Source organism: Kitasatospora sp. NPDC088346 (genome assembly GCF_044740765.1).
In the GTDB taxonomy this organism is placed as follows: Bacteria; Actinomycetota; Actinomycetes; order Streptomycetales; family Streptomycetaceae; genus Kitasatospora.
The window spans coordinates 218,490-236,321 of sequence record NZ_JBIURH010000005.1; the positions used below are offsets into that span (position 1 = coordinate 218,490).

Below are 17,832 nucleotides of genomic sequence, written 5' to 3' on the forward strand. Positions count from 1 at the left end.
AAGCAAGCGCTTAGTCATCCGCCAAGGCCCCCACCTGGGACGTCCCGCTCCGCCGTTCGGTGCGGGTTCGGCCGCGTGGGCCGGGCCCACGGCGGGTGCGCGGATACGCTCGACCGGTGGATCGACCCGACGGGCGTACGGAAGGTGCCGGCCCCTTCATCACCAGGGTCACCTGGCGGCTGGCGGAAGGCGGTTCGGCGGTCTGGGAGTCGCGGGCCGCGCGCAAGCGCGGGGCACTGACCCTGCGACCGGCCGCGACCGGCGCGACCGAGACCGTCCGCAGCGCGGACGACGCGGTGCTGCGGCGGCTGGGCAGGCTCAACCTGGTGGCGGCGGTGGCGTTCACCGTCGGCGGCGCGCTGTTCGCGGCCGGCGCGGCGGTGGCCCAGACCGGGTCCGGCACGCCCACCCAGATCGCGTCCGTGTACTTCGCCGGGGGGCTGTTCTTCACCACCGGCGGGTACGCCTCGCTGCTCCAGGCGGTCAACGCGCCGCGGCGCGGTGGTGCGGTCGAGCCGCTGGTCGCACGGCGGTGGCGGTGGTGGAGCTACGAGCCGCTGCGGATCGACTGGCTGTCCACCTTCCTGCTGTTCGTCGGGACGCTGGTGTTCGGGATCAACCTGCTGGACTCCTTCCTGCAGGGGCTGTCCGCCCAGCAGGTGAACCGGCTGATCTGGACCCCCGACCTGGTCGGCTGCCTGCTGTTCCTGGCCTCCGGGCACCTGGCCCTGGTGGAGGTCTGCCACGGCCGGCCGCGCCTGCGCCCGCACGACCTCGGCTGGTGGATCGTCGCGGTCAACCAGCTCGGCTCGGTGCTCTTCCTGGTCTCGGCGCTGGCCGCCTTCACCCGGCCGGAGACCGACAGCCTGGTCAACGTCGACGTCGCCAACTGGGGGACGTTCGCGGGCGCGCTGTGCTTCTCGGCCGGCGGCGTCGCCCAGCTCTTCGAGCGGCCGTAACGGACCGGCCCCGGGCCGCTCGCTCAGCCCTGCGGGCGGCCCGGGGCCCGCCCGGCCTCCGCCTCGGAGATCGCCCAGGCCGCGTTCACCAGGCCGATGTGGCTGAACGCCTGCGGGAAGTTCCCCATCAGCTCGCCGCGGGCCGGGTCGACCTCCTCGGCCAGCAGCCCGAGGTCGTTGACCGCGGCCGCCGCCCGGCCGAAGTACCGGCGCGCCCCCTCCAGGTCGCCGGCCATCGCCAGGGCCTGCGCCAGCCAGAACGTGCAGAGCAGGAAGGTGCCCTCCTCGCCGGGCAGTCCGTCGTCGGTGGCGAGGTAGCGGTAGACCAGGCCGTCGGGGCTGGTGAGGTGCTCGCGCACCGCGTCGACGGTGCGGCGCATCCGCGGCGAGGTGGCGGGGGTGAAACCGGCGATCGGCAGCACCAGGACCGAGGCGTCCAGCCGGTCGGAGCCGAACGCCTGGGTGTAGGCGCCCACCTCCTCGTTCCAGCCCTGCTCCTCGATGGCGGTCCGGATCTCCTCGCGGGCGGCGCTCCACCCCGGCACCCGGTCGCCGGCGCCGAGGTCCTCGGCCAGTTCGATCGCGCGGTCGAGGGCGACCCAGCACATGAGCTTGGAGTAGACGAAGTGCTGCGGCCCGCTGCGGACCTCCCAGATGCCCTGGTCCGGCTCCCGCCAACGGGCCGCGGCGGCGTCGGCGAGGCCCGCCAGGAACCGCTTGGTGGGGGCGTCGAGGCCGCGGAGGTACGCGCGCAGCCGGTGGGCGGCGCCGAGCAGCTCGCCGTACACGTCGGACTGCCGCTGCCGCCAGGCCGCGTTGCCGACCCGGACCGGACGGCTGGCCCGCCAGCCGGAGAGGTGGTCGAGCTCGCGTTCGGTCAGGTCCCGCTCGCCGCGGATGCCGAACATGATCTGGAGGTCGGCGCCGTGCTCCGGGGCGTTGGCCGCGGCCTGGGCCATCCAGCGGAAGAACGCCTCGGCCTCGTCCGGACAGGCGGCGACCCAGAGCGCGTCCAGGGTGAACGAGGCGTCGCGCACCCAGGCGAACCGGTAGTCCCAGTTGCGCACGCCGCCGACCGCCTCCGGGAGCGAGGTGGTGGGCGCCGCGACGATCGCCCCGGTGGGCTGGTAGGTCAGCCCCTGGAGGACCCGGCCGCTGCACTCGACCAGATCCTCCCACGGGCCGCGGTACGCCTGGTGCGCGTCGGCCCACGAGCGCCAGGCCAGCACGGTGTCGTCCAGGCAGACGGCGATCTCCCGCTGCGACCACATCCGGGGCGTGCCGCCGGCCCGGGTGTGCTGGAGCGCGAAGGCCGCCCGTTCGCCGCGGTGCAGCGTCGACCGGGCCCGGGCCCGGTCGGTGACCCGGAAGGGCAGCGGCGAGGACAGCCCGAGGGTGTCCGGGCCGCCGTGGCAGCGCAGTCCGGCGGCGACCGGGATGAGCAGCGGCCGGATCATGCCGTACTCGGGCCTGGGCGCGAACTCGGTCTCGACCTCGACGGTGCCCTCGACGCACTCCAGTACCCGCAGCAGCAGGTGGGGCGCGCCCCGGCCGAGGCCGTGGCCGCGGATGCCGGGGCCCTGGGCGAGCGCGTCGGTGAGCACCACCGTGCCGGTGTCGGTGCGGAACTCGGTGCGCAGCACCAGCGTGCGGTCCAGGTAGCGGCGGGTGACGGTGTGATCGGCGGTGGGCCTGATCAGCCAGTGGCCCGCCTCGGCGTCCAGGATGCGGCCGAAGACCGAGCGGGAGTCGAAGGCGGGCAGGCAGAGCCAGTCGACCGAGCCGCCGGTGCTGACCAGGGCGGCGGAGTGGCAGTCGGACAGCAGCGCGTAGGCGGAGATCGGCAGGTCACTCACCCGGTACCTCCCAGTGCGGGCCGCTCCCCCGGCCTCCGATTCTTCTCCGGCTCGGGGCCGCCCGCAGCACGGCTCCGCCCGGTGCGGGCGGCCGGTTGCCGGCGGGACCTTCCTCGGAGCGGCCGGTTCGACTAAGTTACCGATCGGTAGCCCCAGTGCCGGCCGCTGGCGGCCGCCACCCGGACCCGCCTCGCGAAGGAGCCCCGCCATGCCGACGCTCGACCGCCACGACGACGTCTACGTCCTCGACCTCGGGGGCACCGAGAACCGCTTCCACCCCGACTGGCTCGCCACCGTCGACGCCCTGCTGGACGAGGTCGAGAAGGCCGACGGCCCGCGCGCCCTGGTGACCGCGGCGACCGGCAGGTTCTACTCCAACGGCCTGGACCTGGACTGGCTGTTCGCCCACACCGACCGGGCCGCCGAGTACGTCACCGGCGTCCAGGCGCTGCTGGCGAGGCTGCTGACCCTGCCGGTGGTCACCGTGGCCGCCCTGCAGGGCCACACCTTCGCGGCCGGCGCGATGTTCTCGCTGGCGCACGACTTCCGGGTGATGCGCGGCGACCGGGGCTACTGGTGCCTGCCCGAGGCCGAGATCGACATCCCGTTCACCGCCGGGATGTCGGCCCTGATCCAGGCCCGACTGACCCCGCAGGCGGCCCACGAGGCGATGACCACCGCCCGCCGCTACGGCGGCCACGACGCCCTCGCCGCCGCGATCGTCGACCGCACGGCCGACGAGGACGCGGTGCGCCGCACGGCCGTCGAGCTCGCCGCCGCCCACGCCACCAAGGCGGGCCCGACCCTCGGCACCATCAAGACCCGGATGTACCCGCAGGTCCTGGACGCGCTGCGGGCCCAGGACATCCCGCTCGGCTGACCGGGACACGACCGGCCCGACCGACCGCCCCCTGGCGAACCACCGCACGACCCTGATAGGACGGCGGGATGCAGCCCGATCCGGCGGCGGGACCGCCCGCCCGCGCGTCCTACGACGCCGTCGTCATCGGCGGCGGGCACAACGCCCTCGTCGCCGCCGCCTACCTGGCCCGCGCCGGGCGCAGCGTCCTGCTGCTGGAACGGCTGGACCGCACCGGCGGGGCGGCGGTGTCCGCGCAGGCGTTCCCCGGCGTCGCCGCGCGCCTGTCGCAGTACTCGTACCTGGTGAGCCTGCTGCCGAAGAAGATCGTCGCCGATCTGGGGCTGCGCTTCGAGGTGCGCCGGCGGCGGATCTCCTCGTACACCCCGACCGTCCGGGCCGGGCGGCCGACCGGGCTGCTGGTGGACGCCGGGGACGACGCCAGGACCGCCGCTGCCTTCCGTGAACTGACCGGCTCGGAGCGCGAGTTCAAGGCCTGGCAGGCGTTCTACGGGATGACCCGCCAGGTCGCCGGGCGGGTGTTCCCCACCCTCACCGAACCGCTGCCGAGCCGCGACGGGCTACGCGACCGGGTGGCGGACCGGGACGCCTGGGAGACGCTGTTCGAGCGCCCGATCGGCGAGGCCGTGGAACGGCACTTCAGCGACGACCTGGTCCGCGGCATCGTCCTGACGGACGCTCTGATCGGCACGTTCAGCCACGCCCACGACCCCTCGCTGCGGCAGAACCGCTGCTTCCTCTACCACGTGATCGGCGGCGGCACCGGTGACTGGGACGTCCCCGTCGGCGGCATGGGTGCGCTCACCGGCGCCCTGGCCGACGCGGCCCGGGCGGGCGGCGCCGAGCTGCGCACCGGCTGCGAGGTGACGGCGGTGGCCACGGACGGCACCGACGCCGAGGTGACCTTCCGGTCCGGCGACACCGAGCACACCGTCGGCGCGCGCCAGGTGCTGTGCGGCGCGGCCCCCCGGGTGCTCGCCGGACTGCTGGGCGAGGAGCTCGGGGACCCGGCACCGGAGGGGGCGCAGCTCAAGGTCAACATGCTGCTGCGGCGGCTGCCCCGGCTGAGGGACGGCGCGGTGGACCCGCGGGAGGCCTTCGCCGGCACGTTCCACATCGCGGAGTCCTACCGGCAGTTGGAGGCCGCGTACCGGGAGGCGTCGGAGGGCCGGCTGCCCTCGGCCGGGCCGTCGGAGATCTACTGCCACTCGCTCACCGACCCGTCGATCCTCGGCCCCGAACTCGCGGCGCAGGGGTACCACACGCTCACCCTGTTCGGCCTGCACCAGCCCGCCCGACTGTTCGCGGACGGCGGGGACGACGTCCGGGAGGCCGCCCTGCGGGCCGTCCTGGCGCCGCTCGACGCCCAGCTGGCCGAACCGCTCGCCGACTGCCTGGCCCGCGACGAGCTGGGCCGGCCGTGCATCGAGGCGAAGACGCCGGTGGACCTGGAGCGCGACCTCGGCATGCCGGGCGGCAACATCTTCCACCGCGACCTGCAGTTCCCGTACGGCGACGACCCGCAGGACCGCTGGGGCGCGGCCACGCGTCACCCCAACGTCCTGCTGTGCGGGGCCGGCGCGATCCGCGGCGGCGGCGTCAGCGGCATCCCCGGCCACAACGCGGCGATGGCCGCCCTGGGGCGGTAGCCGGCCGCCCGGCGGCGGGGGTGGATACGCTGGCGGCATGGTGTCCGGCTTCGCGACCACCGAGTTCCAGCTCGTCCTGCTGCGGCGGATGGCGGACTTCACCCCCGAGCTGGTCGAGCAGGCCGTGCGGCGGCTCGGCTCGTCCCGGGCCGCCCTGCGGGAGGCGAACAGCCGCTGGCAGGCGATGATCCGCTCGCCCCGCTTCCCGGCCGGGGCGCGGCGGTACGCCGCGGTGCTGGGCCCGCCGCAGGCGACCGCGGCCCGCCCGATCGGCGACCTCCGCTGCACGGCGCAGCAGTGGGCGCTGCCGCTCTGGCCGGAGCTCCGCTTCGAGATCCTGCTCGGCCCCGGGGGCGGCGGCGCCCCGGTGTGGAACGAGTGGCTGGTACGGGCGGCCGGCTCACCACCACCCGTCCCGCGGACCCTCGCCGACCTCACGCCGTGGAGCTGCGTCGTCTCGGACGTCGCCGGGGCCTTCCCGACGGCCGTACCGCGCGAGGGCAGCGCGCCGACCCGGTGGCAGCTGGACTTCACGGCCCTCGACGCCGCGGGTGTGCCGCGCGCGTGCACGGCCGACTTCACCTGGGGGCTGCTGCAGGAGGTGCGGGTCGCCCACCGCTCGTAGGCCCCGTCCGGTCGATCCTGTCCGTACCGGGACGAGGGAGCGACACCCCATGGGCGAGGACAGCGGTTTCACGGACATTCACCCGACCACGCTCGCCTGCCTGCTCGGCCGCGGGCAGGTGATGGACGCCGGCATCCGGCCGCTGGGGCCTCGGCGGTGCGGCTGACGGGGCCGGCGTTCACCGTGCGGTGCCCGCAGGGCGACAACCTGATGCTGCACGCGGCGATCCACCGCGCCGAGCCGGGCTCGGCGATCGTGGTGCAGGCCGCTGACGTGGACCACGCGGTGGCCGGGGGCAACGTCTGCGCGGTCGCGCAGCGCCGCCGAATCGCCGCCGGATCGCCGGTTTCGTGGTGGACGGGGTGATCCCGGGCCTGGCGGAGGTACGGGCGGAGGGCTTCCCCGTCTTCGCCCGGGGCGTCGTCCCGGTGGCGGGCGGCAGGGCCGCCGTCGAACCGCTCAACAGCCGGATCCGGTGCGGCGGGGTGGGCGTCAGCGCCGGGGACGTGGTGCTGGCCGACGACGAGGGCGTGGTGGTCGTCCCGCGGGCCCGTCGGGACGGGGTGCTGCGGGACGCCCGGGCGCGACTGGCCGAGGAGGCCGCGGTGTCCCTGGACGACCGGGCGCGGGCCCACCGCGCCCGCATCGACGGCATCCTCGCCGCGCCCGGCTTCGAGGACCGAGCACGGCGGGCGCCCCCTGCCGCGGGACGGATCAGCGGGCGAGTCGGGCCGGCCGCCGGGTGGTGGCGGCGAGTTCCGGGCCGCGGCCGCGCCGGCCGGCCAGCCGTTCCCGTACGCCGCGCAGCTCGTGGCCGACCAGGGCGGGCAGCCCCGGCGCGGCGCCGTCCAGGGCCGGGCCGAGCAGTGCCAGGGCGGCCTGCGGCTCGTCCGCACAGAGCAGGCAGTCGGCGATCCTCAGGGTGAACAGCAGCCGGGTGGCGGGGAGTTGCTGCGGCCCGAGGAGCCGGAGCGCGGTGCGGGCGGCGTCCAGCGCGTGCAGGGCGAGCCGGCGGTCGCCGAGGGCCGCGGCGACGTCCCGCAGTGCGGCGGCGGCGCCCGACTCCACCCGCAGCCGCATCGAGTCGGCGGACAGCCAGGGCGCGTCCGACTCGTCGCGGCGGTCGAGGTGGTCCAGGTGCAGCCAGGCCCGGCCGATGTGCCGCACCGTCGCCTCGACGTCGCCGGCCAGGGCGTGCGCGCGGGCCTGGTAGACCTGCGCCAGGCTGCCCGTCCAGTGCCGGTCGGGGGCGGCGCGGCTGATCTCCCGGGCGTAGCCGAGCGCCGAGGCGGCGTCGCCCTCCAGCCGGGCGAGCGTGCTCATGTCGCCGAGCGCGGCGACCTGGGTGACCGGGTCGCCGGCCAGCCCGGACCAGCTGAGCGCCCGGTCGAAGCAGGCCATCGCGGTCGCGCTGCGGCCGTCCTGGAGGCGTAGGCCGCCGGCCGCGTGGGCGTACTCGGCGGCGAGCCGGGCCAGCGCCGGGCCGGGGTCGGCGGCACCGGCGGCGAGCCGGCGGGCCAGGGCGCGCAGGGTGTGTTCGACGGCCGCTCCGGCGCCCGGGTCCGGACGGTCCTCGCCGGCCCGCAGGTGGGCGGCGAGGAGGGCGGTGAGCGCGTGGACGGTGTCGGTGCCGGCCCCCCGCGCGGCGGCCGGGTCGGCGCAGAACGCGGCGTGCAGGGCGGCGACGTCCTCGGGTGGGGGGACGGCGCAGCCGGCGGCGCCGTGCAGGGGGCAGAGCACGCCGTGGGCGGGGAGCCGGGTGGGGAGCGGGGAGCCGGGTGGGGGCGGCTGCGGCAGCCGCCCGGAGAGCGGGCCGCCCGGCAGTGGCGACCGGGCGGGGGCGGGGGTTGCGCTGGGGGCGCCGGTGGGCGGGCCGGTGGGGGCGCCGTCCTCGGCTGCGCGGCAGGCGGCGAGCAGGTCGCCGCCGGCCGAGAGCAGCCCGTCGAGCCGGTCGGCGAGGCGCAGGGTGGCGCGGCGGGTGCCGTGTTCGAGCTTGCTGATCGCGGTGTGGTCGTAGCCGATCTCGGTGCCGAGGCGGGCCTGGGTGAGGCCCGCGCGGCGACGCCAGTGGCGCAGCCGGGTGCCGAAGGCCTCCCAGGGGTCGGCCGGGGCCGGTGCGTCGACGCTGCTCGGGTGCACGGATGGCCTCCCCGGGATGCTCGGTCGGCGGCGCGGTCGCCGGCCGCCGAGCGTGACGGTACTGGACGGCGGCCGGTCCGTACATGACGTGGTCTCAACCATTCTGCCCGGCGGGGCACTTGACAGAACTTGCCGAAGCTTGACCCGAGATGACTAGACCATTGACCGAGGCATGACGCCGTGTGAGGGTTCCGGCACCCGGACGCGGACACCCCCGGGACACCTCCTCCCCGATCGTCACCGGGGCACCGTCCGCGTTCGAGGACCCCCACGTCCGAGGAGCCTCGATGCCACACCCATCCAGCAAGGGCCGCCTGCTGACGGCCGGCACCACCCTGGCCGTCCTGTCCGGTCTGCTGACGGCCCGGTCACCGCCGCCGACGCCGAGCGGACCTCGCGCGCCCGGCTCGCCGCCGTGACGGGCGTCGACTCGCACCGCCTGGTGGTCCGGGTCAAGGACGGCAGCGCACGGCTCGCCTGGGAGACCGTGCTCACCGGCCGCACCGCCACCGCGCCCAGCCACCCGCACGTCTTCGTCGACGCCCGCACCGGCGAGGTGGTCGACAGCTACGACGACGTCCGGGCCGGCACGATCACCAGCAAGTGGAACGGCCCCTCCCCCCTCACCATCAGCACCACCGCCTCCGGCTCCACGTACTCGCTGCGCGACCCCGCCCGGCCGGGGCTCAGCTGCGCCGACTACAGCAGCGGCCAGGTGTTCTCCAAGTCCGGCGACTCCTGGGGCACCGGCAGCGCGACCAGCAAGGAGACCGGCTGCGCCGACGTGATGTGGGCGGCGCAGAAGGAGTGGGACATGCTCCGGGACTGGCTGGGCCGCAACGGCCACAACGGCAACGGCGGCAGTTGGCCGGTCAAGGTCGGCCTGAACGACGTGAACGCCTACTGGGACGGCTCCTCGATCTCGATCGGCCACAACAACGCCAACGAGTGGATCGCCGCGATGGACGTCGTGGGCCACGAGTTCGGCCACGGCATCGACCAGTACACGCCCGGCGGTGCCAACAACGAGTCCGGCCTGGGCGAGGCGACCGGCGACATCATGGGCGCCCTCACCGAGGCGTACGCCAACGAGCCCGCGCCGTACGACGCGCCGGACTACACCGTCGGCGAGATGATCAACCTGGTGGGCAGCGGGCCGATCCGGGTGATGTACAACCCCTCCCAGGTCGGCGGCAACCCGAACTGCTACTCCGCGTCGATCCCCACCACCGAGGAGCACGCCGCGGCCGGCCCGCTCAACCACTGGTTCTACCTGCTCGCCGAGGGTTCCGCGCCCGGCGGCGGCAAGCCGTCCAGCCCCACCTGCAACAGCAGCTCCGTGACCGGGATCGGTATCCGCGACGCGGGCCGGGTCTTCTACGGCGGCATGCTGCTCAAGACCAGCGGCATGACCTACAAGCGCTACCGCACCGCCACCCTGACGGCCGCGAAGAACCTCGACCCGGGCTGCACCATGTTCAACCGGGCCAAGGCGGCCTGGGACGCGGTCAGCGTGCCCGCGCAGAGCGGCGACCCGGCCTGCACGCCGTCCGGCAGCAACGACTTCTCGCTCGCGCTCGGCCCGGCGGCCGGCTCGGTGCAGCCCGGCGGCTCGGCGACCTCCACCGTGACCACCGCCGTCACCTCGGGCAACGCGCAGACCGTGAACCTCACCGCCTCCGGGCAGCCGAGCGGCGTCACCGTCAGCTTCAACCCCGTTTCGGTGCAGGCCGGTTCGTCCTCCACGATGACCGTCTCGGCATCCGCCGCGGCGGTCGCCGGCAGCTACCAGCTCACCGTGACCGGAGCCGGCAGCGCGACCCACACCGCGCAGTACACCCTGACGGTCGGCGGCGGCGGCAACCCCGGCGGCGGCGCGCCCGACATCGACGTGGCCAAGGTCCAGGCCGACCTCACCCAGCTGAACACCATCGCCTCGCAGAACGGCGGCAACCGCCGGGCCGGCAGCGCCGGGCACACCCAGTCCGTCGCCTTCGTCAAGGCCAGGCTGCAGGCCGCCGGCTACACCGTCACCGAGCAGTCCTGCACCTCCTGCACGTACGTCTCCAGCAACCTGATCGCCGACTGGCCGGGCGGCCCGTCCGACCAGGTGACGATGTTCGGCGCCCACCTGGACAGCGTCTCCGGCTCCGCCGTCCTGCTGGAGAACGCGCTCGCGCTCGCCCAGGCCAACCCGACCCTCACCCGGCACGTCCGGTTCGCCTGGTGGACCGGCGAGGAGCAGGGCCTCCAGGGCAGCGCCCACTACGTGGCGCAGCTCGGGTCCGCCCAGCGCAGCGCCGTCAAGGTCTACTACAACTTCGACATGGTCGGCTCGCCCAACGCCGGCTACTTCGTCAACAACCTCGGTTCCGCCGCCGCCGCACCGCTGAAGGCCTACTGGGACTCGCTGAGCCTGCAGCCCGAGGAGAACGTCGAGGGGCAGGGCCGCTCGGACGACTACTCGTTCCAGCAGGCCGGCATCCCGACCTCCGGGTACGCGGCGGGCGCCAGCGCGGTCAAGTCCTCGGCGCAGGCGGCCAAGTGGGGCGGCACCGCGAACCGCGCGTACGACTCCTGCTACCACCAGTCCTGCGACACCACCGGCAACGTCGGCGCCACCGTCCTGAACCGCAGCGCGGACGGCGTCGCCTACGCCCTGTGGAGGACCTCGGTCGGCGGCACCGCCCCGGCGGACGACTTCTCGCTCACGGTGAACCCGGCCACCGGCACCACCGCACCCGGCGCCACCACCACCGCGACCGTCTCCACCGCCACCACCTCCGGCTCCGCGCAGAACGTGAACATCACCGCCTCCGGGCAGCCGAGCGGCGTCACGGTGTCCTTCGAGCCGGCCTCGGTGCAGTCCGGGTCGGCCTCGACGATGACCGTCTCGGTGGGCGCCTCGACCGCCGCCGGCACGTACACCGTCACCGTGACCGGTACCGGTACCGGTACCGGCACCGCGGCCCACGGCACCACGTACTCGCTGGTCGTCGGGAGCGGGCCCGGCACCGGGACCTGGGCGGCCGACACCGTCTACCGGGCGGGCGACGTGGTCACCTACAACGGCGTCAGCTACCGGTGCCTCCAGGGCCACCAGGCCCAGACCGGGTGGGAACCGCCCGTCGTCCCGGCCCTGTGGCAGCGCCTCTGACCGGACCGACCCGTGCCGCAGCCCGTCGGGGACGGGCTGCGGCACGGCCGCGCGCCCGCCCCCGGAGCGGTGTCGGTGGCCGGCGGTAGAGTCCCTGCGGGCCGGACGGACCGGAGACCGGCCTCCCCGGATCGCCCACCTCCCGGCGGGGCCACCCCGCCCCGGGCTGCGGCGACCCCGGCGCGCCACCACCCCACGCAGGAGACACATGACCCCCCGATTCCCGAGGACCCGCCGCGCGGCCTCCGCGCTCGTCATGGCGGCGGCCGTCGGCCTGCTCGCCGCACCGTCGGCGCAGGCGGCCCCGACCGGCGTCACCAACCCCGGCTTCGAGGCCGGGAGCACCGGCTGGAACCAGTTCTCGACCCCGTTCGGCGGCCTGCCGCTGATCAACTCCTCCTCGGCCCGTCCCGCCCACTCGGGCTCCTGGAAGGCCGAGTTGGGCGGACGCGGCTTCACCGGGGTGAACCGCATATCGCAGCAGGTGACCGTCCCCGCCCACCGCGTGCCGGTCCTCAGCTTCTGGCTGCGGATCGACCCGCAGACCCCGGCAACCCTGGCCTACCGCGAGCTGGACGTCGAGGCGACCGCGCCGGACGGCACGCCGTACCTGCTGGCCAGCCGTACCAACAAGGACGCCGACGGCGCCTACGAGAAGGTCACCGTGACCCTCCCCGACGCCTTCTACGCCTCGACCGACCAGCAGGTGAACCTGTCGTTCCTCGTGGTCGAGGACGCCTCCAACCGGGTGCCCTTCCTGGTGGACGACGTGACGGTGGACTTCCGGCTCAAGCTCGTCCGTCCCTGGCCGCCGGTGATCCTCCGGCCGACCACGACCGGGCTCTGACCGGCGCCGGGCTCCCGCCCGCGGGAGCCCGGTCCGTCCCGGCACCGGCCGGGCCCGCGGCGCCCTGCGGTGCCTTGCGGTCGGCGGGGGCCCGGGCGCAGGCTGGTGGGAGAGCGCAGCGCAGGGGGGCGGCGTCTGGAGGCCGTCATGCAGAATCAGTGGGATGTGCAGCTGAGCTTCGCCGAGGACGGTGTGCAGACCGTCTGCGAGGCGACCCTGGTCGGGCCGCAGGCGCCGGGCCTGCACGGGCACGGCGAGTCCACCCGCAGCGTGGACGACCGGCCGCTGGCTCGGATCGGCGAGGAGCTCGCGGCCTCGCGCGCCCTGGAGGACCTCTCGCACCGGTTGAGGTCCCAGGCGGACGGCGAGATCGCCGACGAGGGGCACCGGCCCGCGTACCTCATCTACTGACCCCTCATCCACCGACCCCGGCCAGGTCTCGCCCCGGGCGCCCGAGTCCCGGCCGGGGAGGGGACGTGCGCACGCGAACGTCCCTGGTGGGCTTATGAGTTCGACTCGGCGGCCGGTCGACCGGTACGGTCGCCTGTCATGTGCAGCACGGCCGACGACGGCCGTCACCGCACGGGGACGCCCGGCCGGGCGGGGGCGACGGACGTCGAGGGGACCACGAAGGTGCACGCAGCAGGGCCGATCCGGTCCGTCGGCAACGGCCGCTACGTCCTGCGGTCACCGCTCGGCGAGGGCGGCATGGCGTCCGTGTACCGGGCCGACGACCTCGTGCTCGGCCGTACCGTCGCGGTGAAGACCCTGCACGCCGACCTCGCCCGGGACCCGTCCTTCCGCGAGCGGTTCCGCCGGGAGGCCAGGGCCGTCGCCGCCCTCGGCCACACCAACATCGTCGCGGTGCACGACAGCGGCGAGGACACCGACGACGACGGCGACGTCGTCCCGTACATCGTGATGGAGTACGTCCGGGGCGGGTCCGTGCGCCAACTCCTCCGGGCGCGCGCCGACGGCACCGGACGGGAGGCGCTGCCGCTGGACCGGGCACTCGCCCTGACGGCCGCCGTCCTGGACGCGCTCGACCACAGTCACCGCAACGGGCTGATCCACCGGGACATCAAGCCGGCCAACGTGATGGTGACCGAGGACGGCACCGTCAAGGTGATGGACTTCGGCATCGCCCGCGCCCTGCAGTCGGACGCCACCGCGATGACCCGCACCGGCACCGTGCTCGGCACCCCGCAGTACCTCTCGCCCGAACAGGCCCTGGGCCGGCCCGCCGACGCCCGCTCCGACCTCTACTCGGTCGGCTGCATGCTCTACGAACTGGTCACCGGCAGCGTGCCGTTCGACGGCGAGTCGACGATGAGCGTGCTCTACCAGCACGTGCAGCAGCCCGCACCGACGCCGTCCACCACCCGCCCGGAGCTGCCCCCGGCCCTCGACGCCGTCGTGGCCCGCGCCCTGCACAAGGACCCGCAGCAGCGGCACCGCAGCGCCGGGGAGATGGCCGCCGAGCTGCGCCGGATCGCCACCGGCGAGCCGCCGGCCGGGGAAGGCGACCGCCGGTGCGGTCCGGAGCTCCCGCCGCACCACGCCGTCACCGTCACGGCGGAGACCGTCGCCGTCGCACCCCCGGGAGCGGGCGAGAGCGGGCCGGCCGGCGCCGGGGCCGCCGACGCGGGGGCCGCCGACGCCGACGCGGGGGTGCGCGTGCGGGTCCGCCGGAACGCGCCGCGGCGCGGGCCCCTCCCGCTGGTCGCCATCCCCGCCGTGGCGGTCCTGCTGGCGGCGGGGGCGTTCGGGGTGCCGCACCTGTTCGGCAGCGCCCCCAGGACCCCGGATCCGCGGGCCACCGGGGCGTACGCCGGGTGCGACCCGGCCTCCGTCCCCGGCAGTGAGCACAACCCGCCCTCGTTCACCGGCATGTCGCCCGCCGAGGCCAGGACCTGCGCCGGGATCGCCGGACTGACCCTCGATCAGAAGGAGGCCCGCGGCACCCGGCAGGACAAGGACACCGTCACCCGGCAGGAGCCGGAGGCGTCCCGGACCGTCCGGCCGGGCGGCACCGTGACCGTCTGGGTGTCGACCGGCGGGGACCCGAGGGCCACCGGAGACCTGGAGAAGTGCGAGGTCGAGGAGCGGCACGGCAAGGTGTCCGTCCCCTGGCTGCAGGGCCTCAGCGCGGCGGACGCCCGGGTCTGCGCGGACATCGCCCGACTCGCCGTGGAGGACGCCGGCCCCCTCCAGGACCCGCTGACGCCCGCCGGCCGGATCGCCCGGCAGGAGCCGCGCTCCCAGGACGTGTCCACCGGCAGCACGGTCAAGGTCTGGACCTCCAGCGGCGGCGACCCCCGGGCCGTCGGCCCGCTGGGCGGCTGCGACCTGTACGCGACCGCCGAACAGCCCGAGGCGCCGTTCCTGCAACTGAAGAGCACCGCGGACGCCCGGCTCTGCGCCGAGATCGCCCGCGTCCGGCTGGAGGAGCACACCGTGCCGGACGCCCTCTGGCCGGCGGGCCAGGTGGTCCGGCAGGAGCCGGCCTCGGGCACCCGCATCACGCCGGGCGGCACCATCGAGGTCTGGATCTCCTCGGGCAGTCCCTGAGGCCCCACCCCGCCCCGCGCGGGCACCCGTCCCGGGACGCCTACGAACACCTTACGGTGCGGAGATATAGTGCAATTCGGGGCATCAGGGGGTACCGGTTCCGACGGCCGCCATCGGATCATGCCGGCAGATCGGAGGCATGACAGTGGGCACCACACCCGCCCCCGGCGCGGCGGACCCGGGCCCGGGGGCGTCGGACGGCGACCGGATCCGGCTGGCCCTGGACACCGTCCGGGTCGGCGCGTGGGACTGGGACATCCGTACCGGGGACCTGCTCTGGGACAGCACGATGACCCGGGCGCTCGGCATCCCCCCGGACGCCTTCGACGGCCGGATCGACACCTGGCGGGCGCTGATCCATCCCGAGGACCTGCCGGCCGTGCTGGCGCAGGCGGAACAGTCGCTGCGCGAGGGCGCCGAGTACAGCGTCCGGCACCGGATCCGCCGCCCCGACGGCTCCGTCGGCTGGGTCGAGGTGCGGGGCCGCACCGTCGTCGGGGCGGACGGCCGGCCCTCGCACATGGTGGGGCGACTCTGGGAGACCACCGGGACCCGGGCCGCGACGGAGTCGGCCGGGCGCGCCCTGCGGCACATGAGCGACGGGTTCGTCGCCGTCGACGCACAGTGGCGGATCCTGTACCTCAACCTGCGCGCCGAACGGCTCCTGGGCTCCTCCGGCGAGCTGGTGGGCCGGCTCCTGTGGGACCTCCCGGCCGTCCGGGTGCCCGGTCTGGAGGCACGCTGCCGGCGGGCCGTCGTCGACCGCCGGCCGGCCGAGCTGGAGCGGCGGTTGCCCGCCGACGGGCGCTGGTACCACCTGCGACTGATCCCGGTGCCCGACGGGCTGACCGTCTACCTGGCCGACATCACCGAGCAGCGGCAGCTGGCGGCGGAACGCGCCGTCGCCGAACGCGCGGAGGCCGAACGCTCCGCCCACATCGGGCGGCTGACGTCCGCCCTCGCCGAGGCGCTCACCGCCGCCGACGTCGTCGCGGCCGCCGAACGGGTGCTCCCGCTGTTCGGCGCCTCCGGGCTGATCGTGCAGGCCCTGGAGGGCGACCGGGTGCGGCCCGTCGGCGCGGTCGGCTACTCACGGCAGTTCCTCGACCTCCTCGCGAGCGGCGCCTTCCCCCGCGGAAGCCCGATCGACCACGCGCTGCAGGACGGCCGCCCCAGGTTCATCGCCTCGCCCGAGGAGATGACGGCCGGCTACCCGGGCATGGCCCCCCTGCTCGAACTGAGCGGCAAACGCGCCTGGGCGTTCGTGCCGCTGGTGGTCTCCGGCCGTCAGGTCGGCGGTTGCGTGGTGTCGTTCGACCGGCCCCGCCCGTTCGCCGCCGAGGACCGCACCCTGCTGATCGCCCTCAGCGGGCTGATCGCCCAGGCCCTGGAACGGGCCCGGCAGTACGACACCGAGCACAGCCGCGCCCAGGCGCTGCAACGCGGACTGCTGCCCGGCGCGCTGCCCGCACTGCCCGCGGTCACCACCGCCGCCCGCTACCTGCCGGCCGGCGAGGGCATGCTCGGCGGCGACTGGTACGACGTCATACCGCTCTCGGCCGAGCGCGTCGCCCTGGTCATCGGCGACGTGATGGGCCACGGCCTGCCCGAGGCCGCCACCATGGGCCGGCTGCGCACCGCCGTGCACACCCTGGCCGGGCTGGAACTCCCGCCCGACGAGCTGTTCTCGCACCTCAACGACGTGGTCAGCGGCCTCGGCGACGACTTCTACGCGACCTGCCTGTACGCGCTGTACGACCCGGCGGACGGGCTCTGCACGCTCGGCAGCGCCGGTCACCCGCCGCCTGCCGTCGTCCGCCCCGACGGCACGGTGACCTTCCCCGACCTCCCCGTGAACCCGCCGCTCGGCGCGGCCACCCCGCCGTTCGACACCACGGAGCTGGCGCTGCCCGCGGGGAGCCTGCTGGTGCTGTACACGGACGGCTTCGTGGAGTCGGCCCAGCGTGACATCGGCACCGGGATCGCCGAGCTCGCCGCCGCGCTCCGGGCCGCCCCCGGCAGCCCGGTGCCCGGCGCGCCCGCCGGACCGGACGAGCTCGACGAGCTCGACGAGCTCGACCGGCTCTGCGAGCGGCTCGTCACCACCCTCGTCCCGGCCCCCGAACGGACCGAGGACGACGCCGCGGTCCTCCTCGCCCGCACCCGCACGCTCGCCCCCGGCGACGTGGCGTCGTGGGACCTCCCCGAGGGGCCCGTCGCGGCCGGCCGGGCCCGCGCGCACATCCGGCACCGGCTCGCCGAATGGCAGCTCGACGAGCTCGTGACGACCACCGAACTGCTCGCCAGCGAGCTCGTCGGCAACGTGGTGCGGCACGCCCGCGGGCCGGTGCGGCTGCGCCTGCTGCGCAGCCGCACCCTGGTCTGCGAGGTCTCCGACGGCAGCCTGACCACGCCCCACGTCCGCCGCGCCCGGGAGACCGACGAGGGCGGCCGCGGACTCCAGCTGGTCGCCGCGCTGAGCCAGCGGTGGGGCACCCGCTACACCTCCGACGGCAAGTGCATCTGGACCGAGCAGCCGCTGCCCGACACCCCCCGATGACGGCTTCCGCCCGCCGCGGGTGGTACCGCGGTACCACCCGCGGCCGCCGGATTCCGCCCCGGGTACCACGGTCCGCCACCACCGCCCGGCTAGCGTGAACAGGGAGACAGCTGCAGCAGGTCGGGACCCGAACCGAGGCCGGACACCGCGTCCGGCGCCGGCGTCCGGGCACCGGCACCGAGCACCTCCGGAGGGCGGCATGAGCACCATCGCCTGCGTCAGGACCCCCGTGACCGCCGTCGGCCCCGCCGCCGCACCGGCCCCGCCCGCACAGCAGTCCGCGCCACCGTCCGCACCGCCGCTCGCACCGCCGCCGTCCGCGCCCGTGCCCGGGACGGGGTCCGGCCGCCGTGCGCGACGGCCGGTCGGCGGTCCGCCGGCCGGCGCCCCGGTCCTGGCCGAGTGGGCGAAGCGCACGCCGTGGCCGGCCGCCCGGGCCACCGTCCTCCCCCGGACCTCGCCGCCGCCGCGCCCGCGCTGCACCTGCCCCTGCTCGGCGTCGGCCCCTCCCGCCGCGCCCTGGGCACCGCCCCCACCACCGCGCTGAGGGCTCCCGGGCCCGCCGGTGCACGGGCCCGGCCGGTAGGGT

At 75.6% G+C, this 17,832-nt stretch carries 12 protein-coding genes and 1 pseudogene; 11 read left to right on the plus strand and 2 right to left on the minus strand.

All coding sequences use genetic code 11. The features are described 5' to 3' along the window. The first annotated feature begins 116 nt into the window (after positions 1 to 116). Entirely contained in the window at positions 117 to 959 is an 843-nt protein-coding gene (locus ACIOFR_RS10315) for a hypothetical protein (protein WP_400994477.1), read from the plus strand. A gap of 23 nt (positions 960 to 982) precedes the next feature. Here the strand turns inward: ACIOFR_RS10315 and ACIOFR_RS10320 are convergent, their stop codons facing one another. Further along, positions 983 to 2,815 carry a glycoside hydrolase family 15 protein gene (locus ACIOFR_RS10320; protein WP_400994480.1) on the minus strand — a complete coding sequence of 611 codons (1,833 nt, stop codon included), beginning with the start codon at positions 2,813 to 2,815 and terminating at the stop codon, positions 983 to 985. Between the two features lie 208 nt (positions 2,816 to 3,023). Here ACIOFR_RS10320 and ACIOFR_RS10325 point away from each other — a divergent pair, with 208 nt between their 5' ends. From ACIOFR_RS10325 to ACIOFR_RS10340, 4 genes and pseudogenes are all read left to right on the plus strand, one after another. Further along, complete coding sequence (locus tag ACIOFR_RS10325; protein ID WP_400994482.1) at positions 3,024 to 3,695, plus strand: enoyl-CoA hydratase-related protein; 672 nt, start codon at positions 3,024 to 3,026, stop codon at positions 3,693 to 3,695. 68 nt (positions 3,696 to 3,763) lie between these two features. Beyond that, the gene (locus tag ACIOFR_RS10330; RefSeq protein ID WP_400994484.1) at positions 3,764 to 5,344 is read left to right on the plus strand and encodes a phytoene desaturase family protein; all 1,581 of its coding nucleotides are present in this window, start codon (positions 3,764 to 3,766) and stop codon (positions 5,342 to 5,344) included. Positions 5,345 to 5,381: 37 nt separating this feature from the next. Then, the gene (locus tag ACIOFR_RS10335) at positions 5,382 to 5,969 is read left to right on the plus strand and encodes a hypothetical protein (protein WP_400994487.1); all 588 of its coding nucleotides are present in this window, start codon (positions 5,382 to 5,384) and stop codon (positions 5,967 to 5,969) included. A 49-nt stretch (positions 5,970 to 6,018) separates the two neighbouring features. Then, positions 6,019 to 6,646: pseudogene (locus ACIOFR_RS10340) on the plus strand (RraA family protein); the annotation flags it as partial. Positions 6,647 to 6,683: 37 nt separating this feature from the next. On the opposite strand, the gene ACIOFR_RS10345 reads toward ACIOFR_RS10340, so the two are convergent. Further along, positions 6,684 to 8,108, minus strand: a complete 1,425-nt coding sequence (locus ACIOFR_RS10345; RefSeq protein WP_400994489.1) for a helix-turn-helix domain-containing protein — start codon at positions 8,106 to 8,108, stop codon at positions 6,684 to 6,686. 287 nt (positions 8,109 to 8,395) lie between these two features. Here ACIOFR_RS10345 and ACIOFR_RS10350 point away from each other — a divergent pair, with 287 nt between their 5' ends. From ACIOFR_RS10350 to ACIOFR_RS10375, 6 genes are all read left to right on the plus strand, one after another. Beyond that, positions 8,396 to 8,527: a hypothetical protein gene (locus tag ACIOFR_RS10350; RefSeq protein ID WP_400994491.1), complete on the plus strand. Its 132-nt coding sequence runs from the start codon at positions 8,396 to 8,398 to the stop codon at positions 8,525 to 8,527. Next, positions 8,524 to 11,265, plus strand: a complete 2,742-nt coding sequence (locus tag ACIOFR_RS10355; protein ID WP_400994493.1) for a M28 family peptidase — start codon at positions 8,524 to 8,526, stop codon at positions 11,263 to 11,265. The genes ACIOFR_RS10350 and ACIOFR_RS10355 overlap by 4 nt, the downstream gene beginning before the upstream one ends. 208 nt (positions 11,266 to 11,473) lie before the next feature. Further along, a complete protein-coding gene (locus tag ACIOFR_RS10360) occupies positions 11,474 to 12,112 on the plus strand; it encodes a hypothetical protein (protein WP_400994495.1) in 639 nt (212 codons plus the stop codon). Positions 12,113 to 12,259: 147 nt separating this feature from the next. Beyond that, complete coding sequence (locus tag ACIOFR_RS10365) at positions 12,260 to 12,523, plus strand: dsRBD fold-containing protein (protein WP_400994497.1); 264 nt, start codon at positions 12,260 to 12,262, stop codon at positions 12,521 to 12,523. A 138-nt stretch (positions 12,524 to 12,661) separates the two neighbouring features. Beyond that, entirely contained in the window at positions 12,662 to 14,683 is a 2,022-nt protein-coding gene (locus tag ACIOFR_RS10370) for a protein kinase (RefSeq protein ID WP_400994499.1), read from the plus strand. A gap of 139 nt (positions 14,684 to 14,822) precedes the next feature. Beyond that, complete coding sequence (locus ACIOFR_RS10375) at positions 14,823 to 17,243, plus strand: SpoIIE family protein phosphatase (protein WP_400994501.1); 2,421 nt, start codon at positions 14,823 to 14,825, stop codon at positions 17,241 to 17,243. The last annotated feature ends 589 nt before the right edge of the window (positions 17,244 to 17,832 follow it).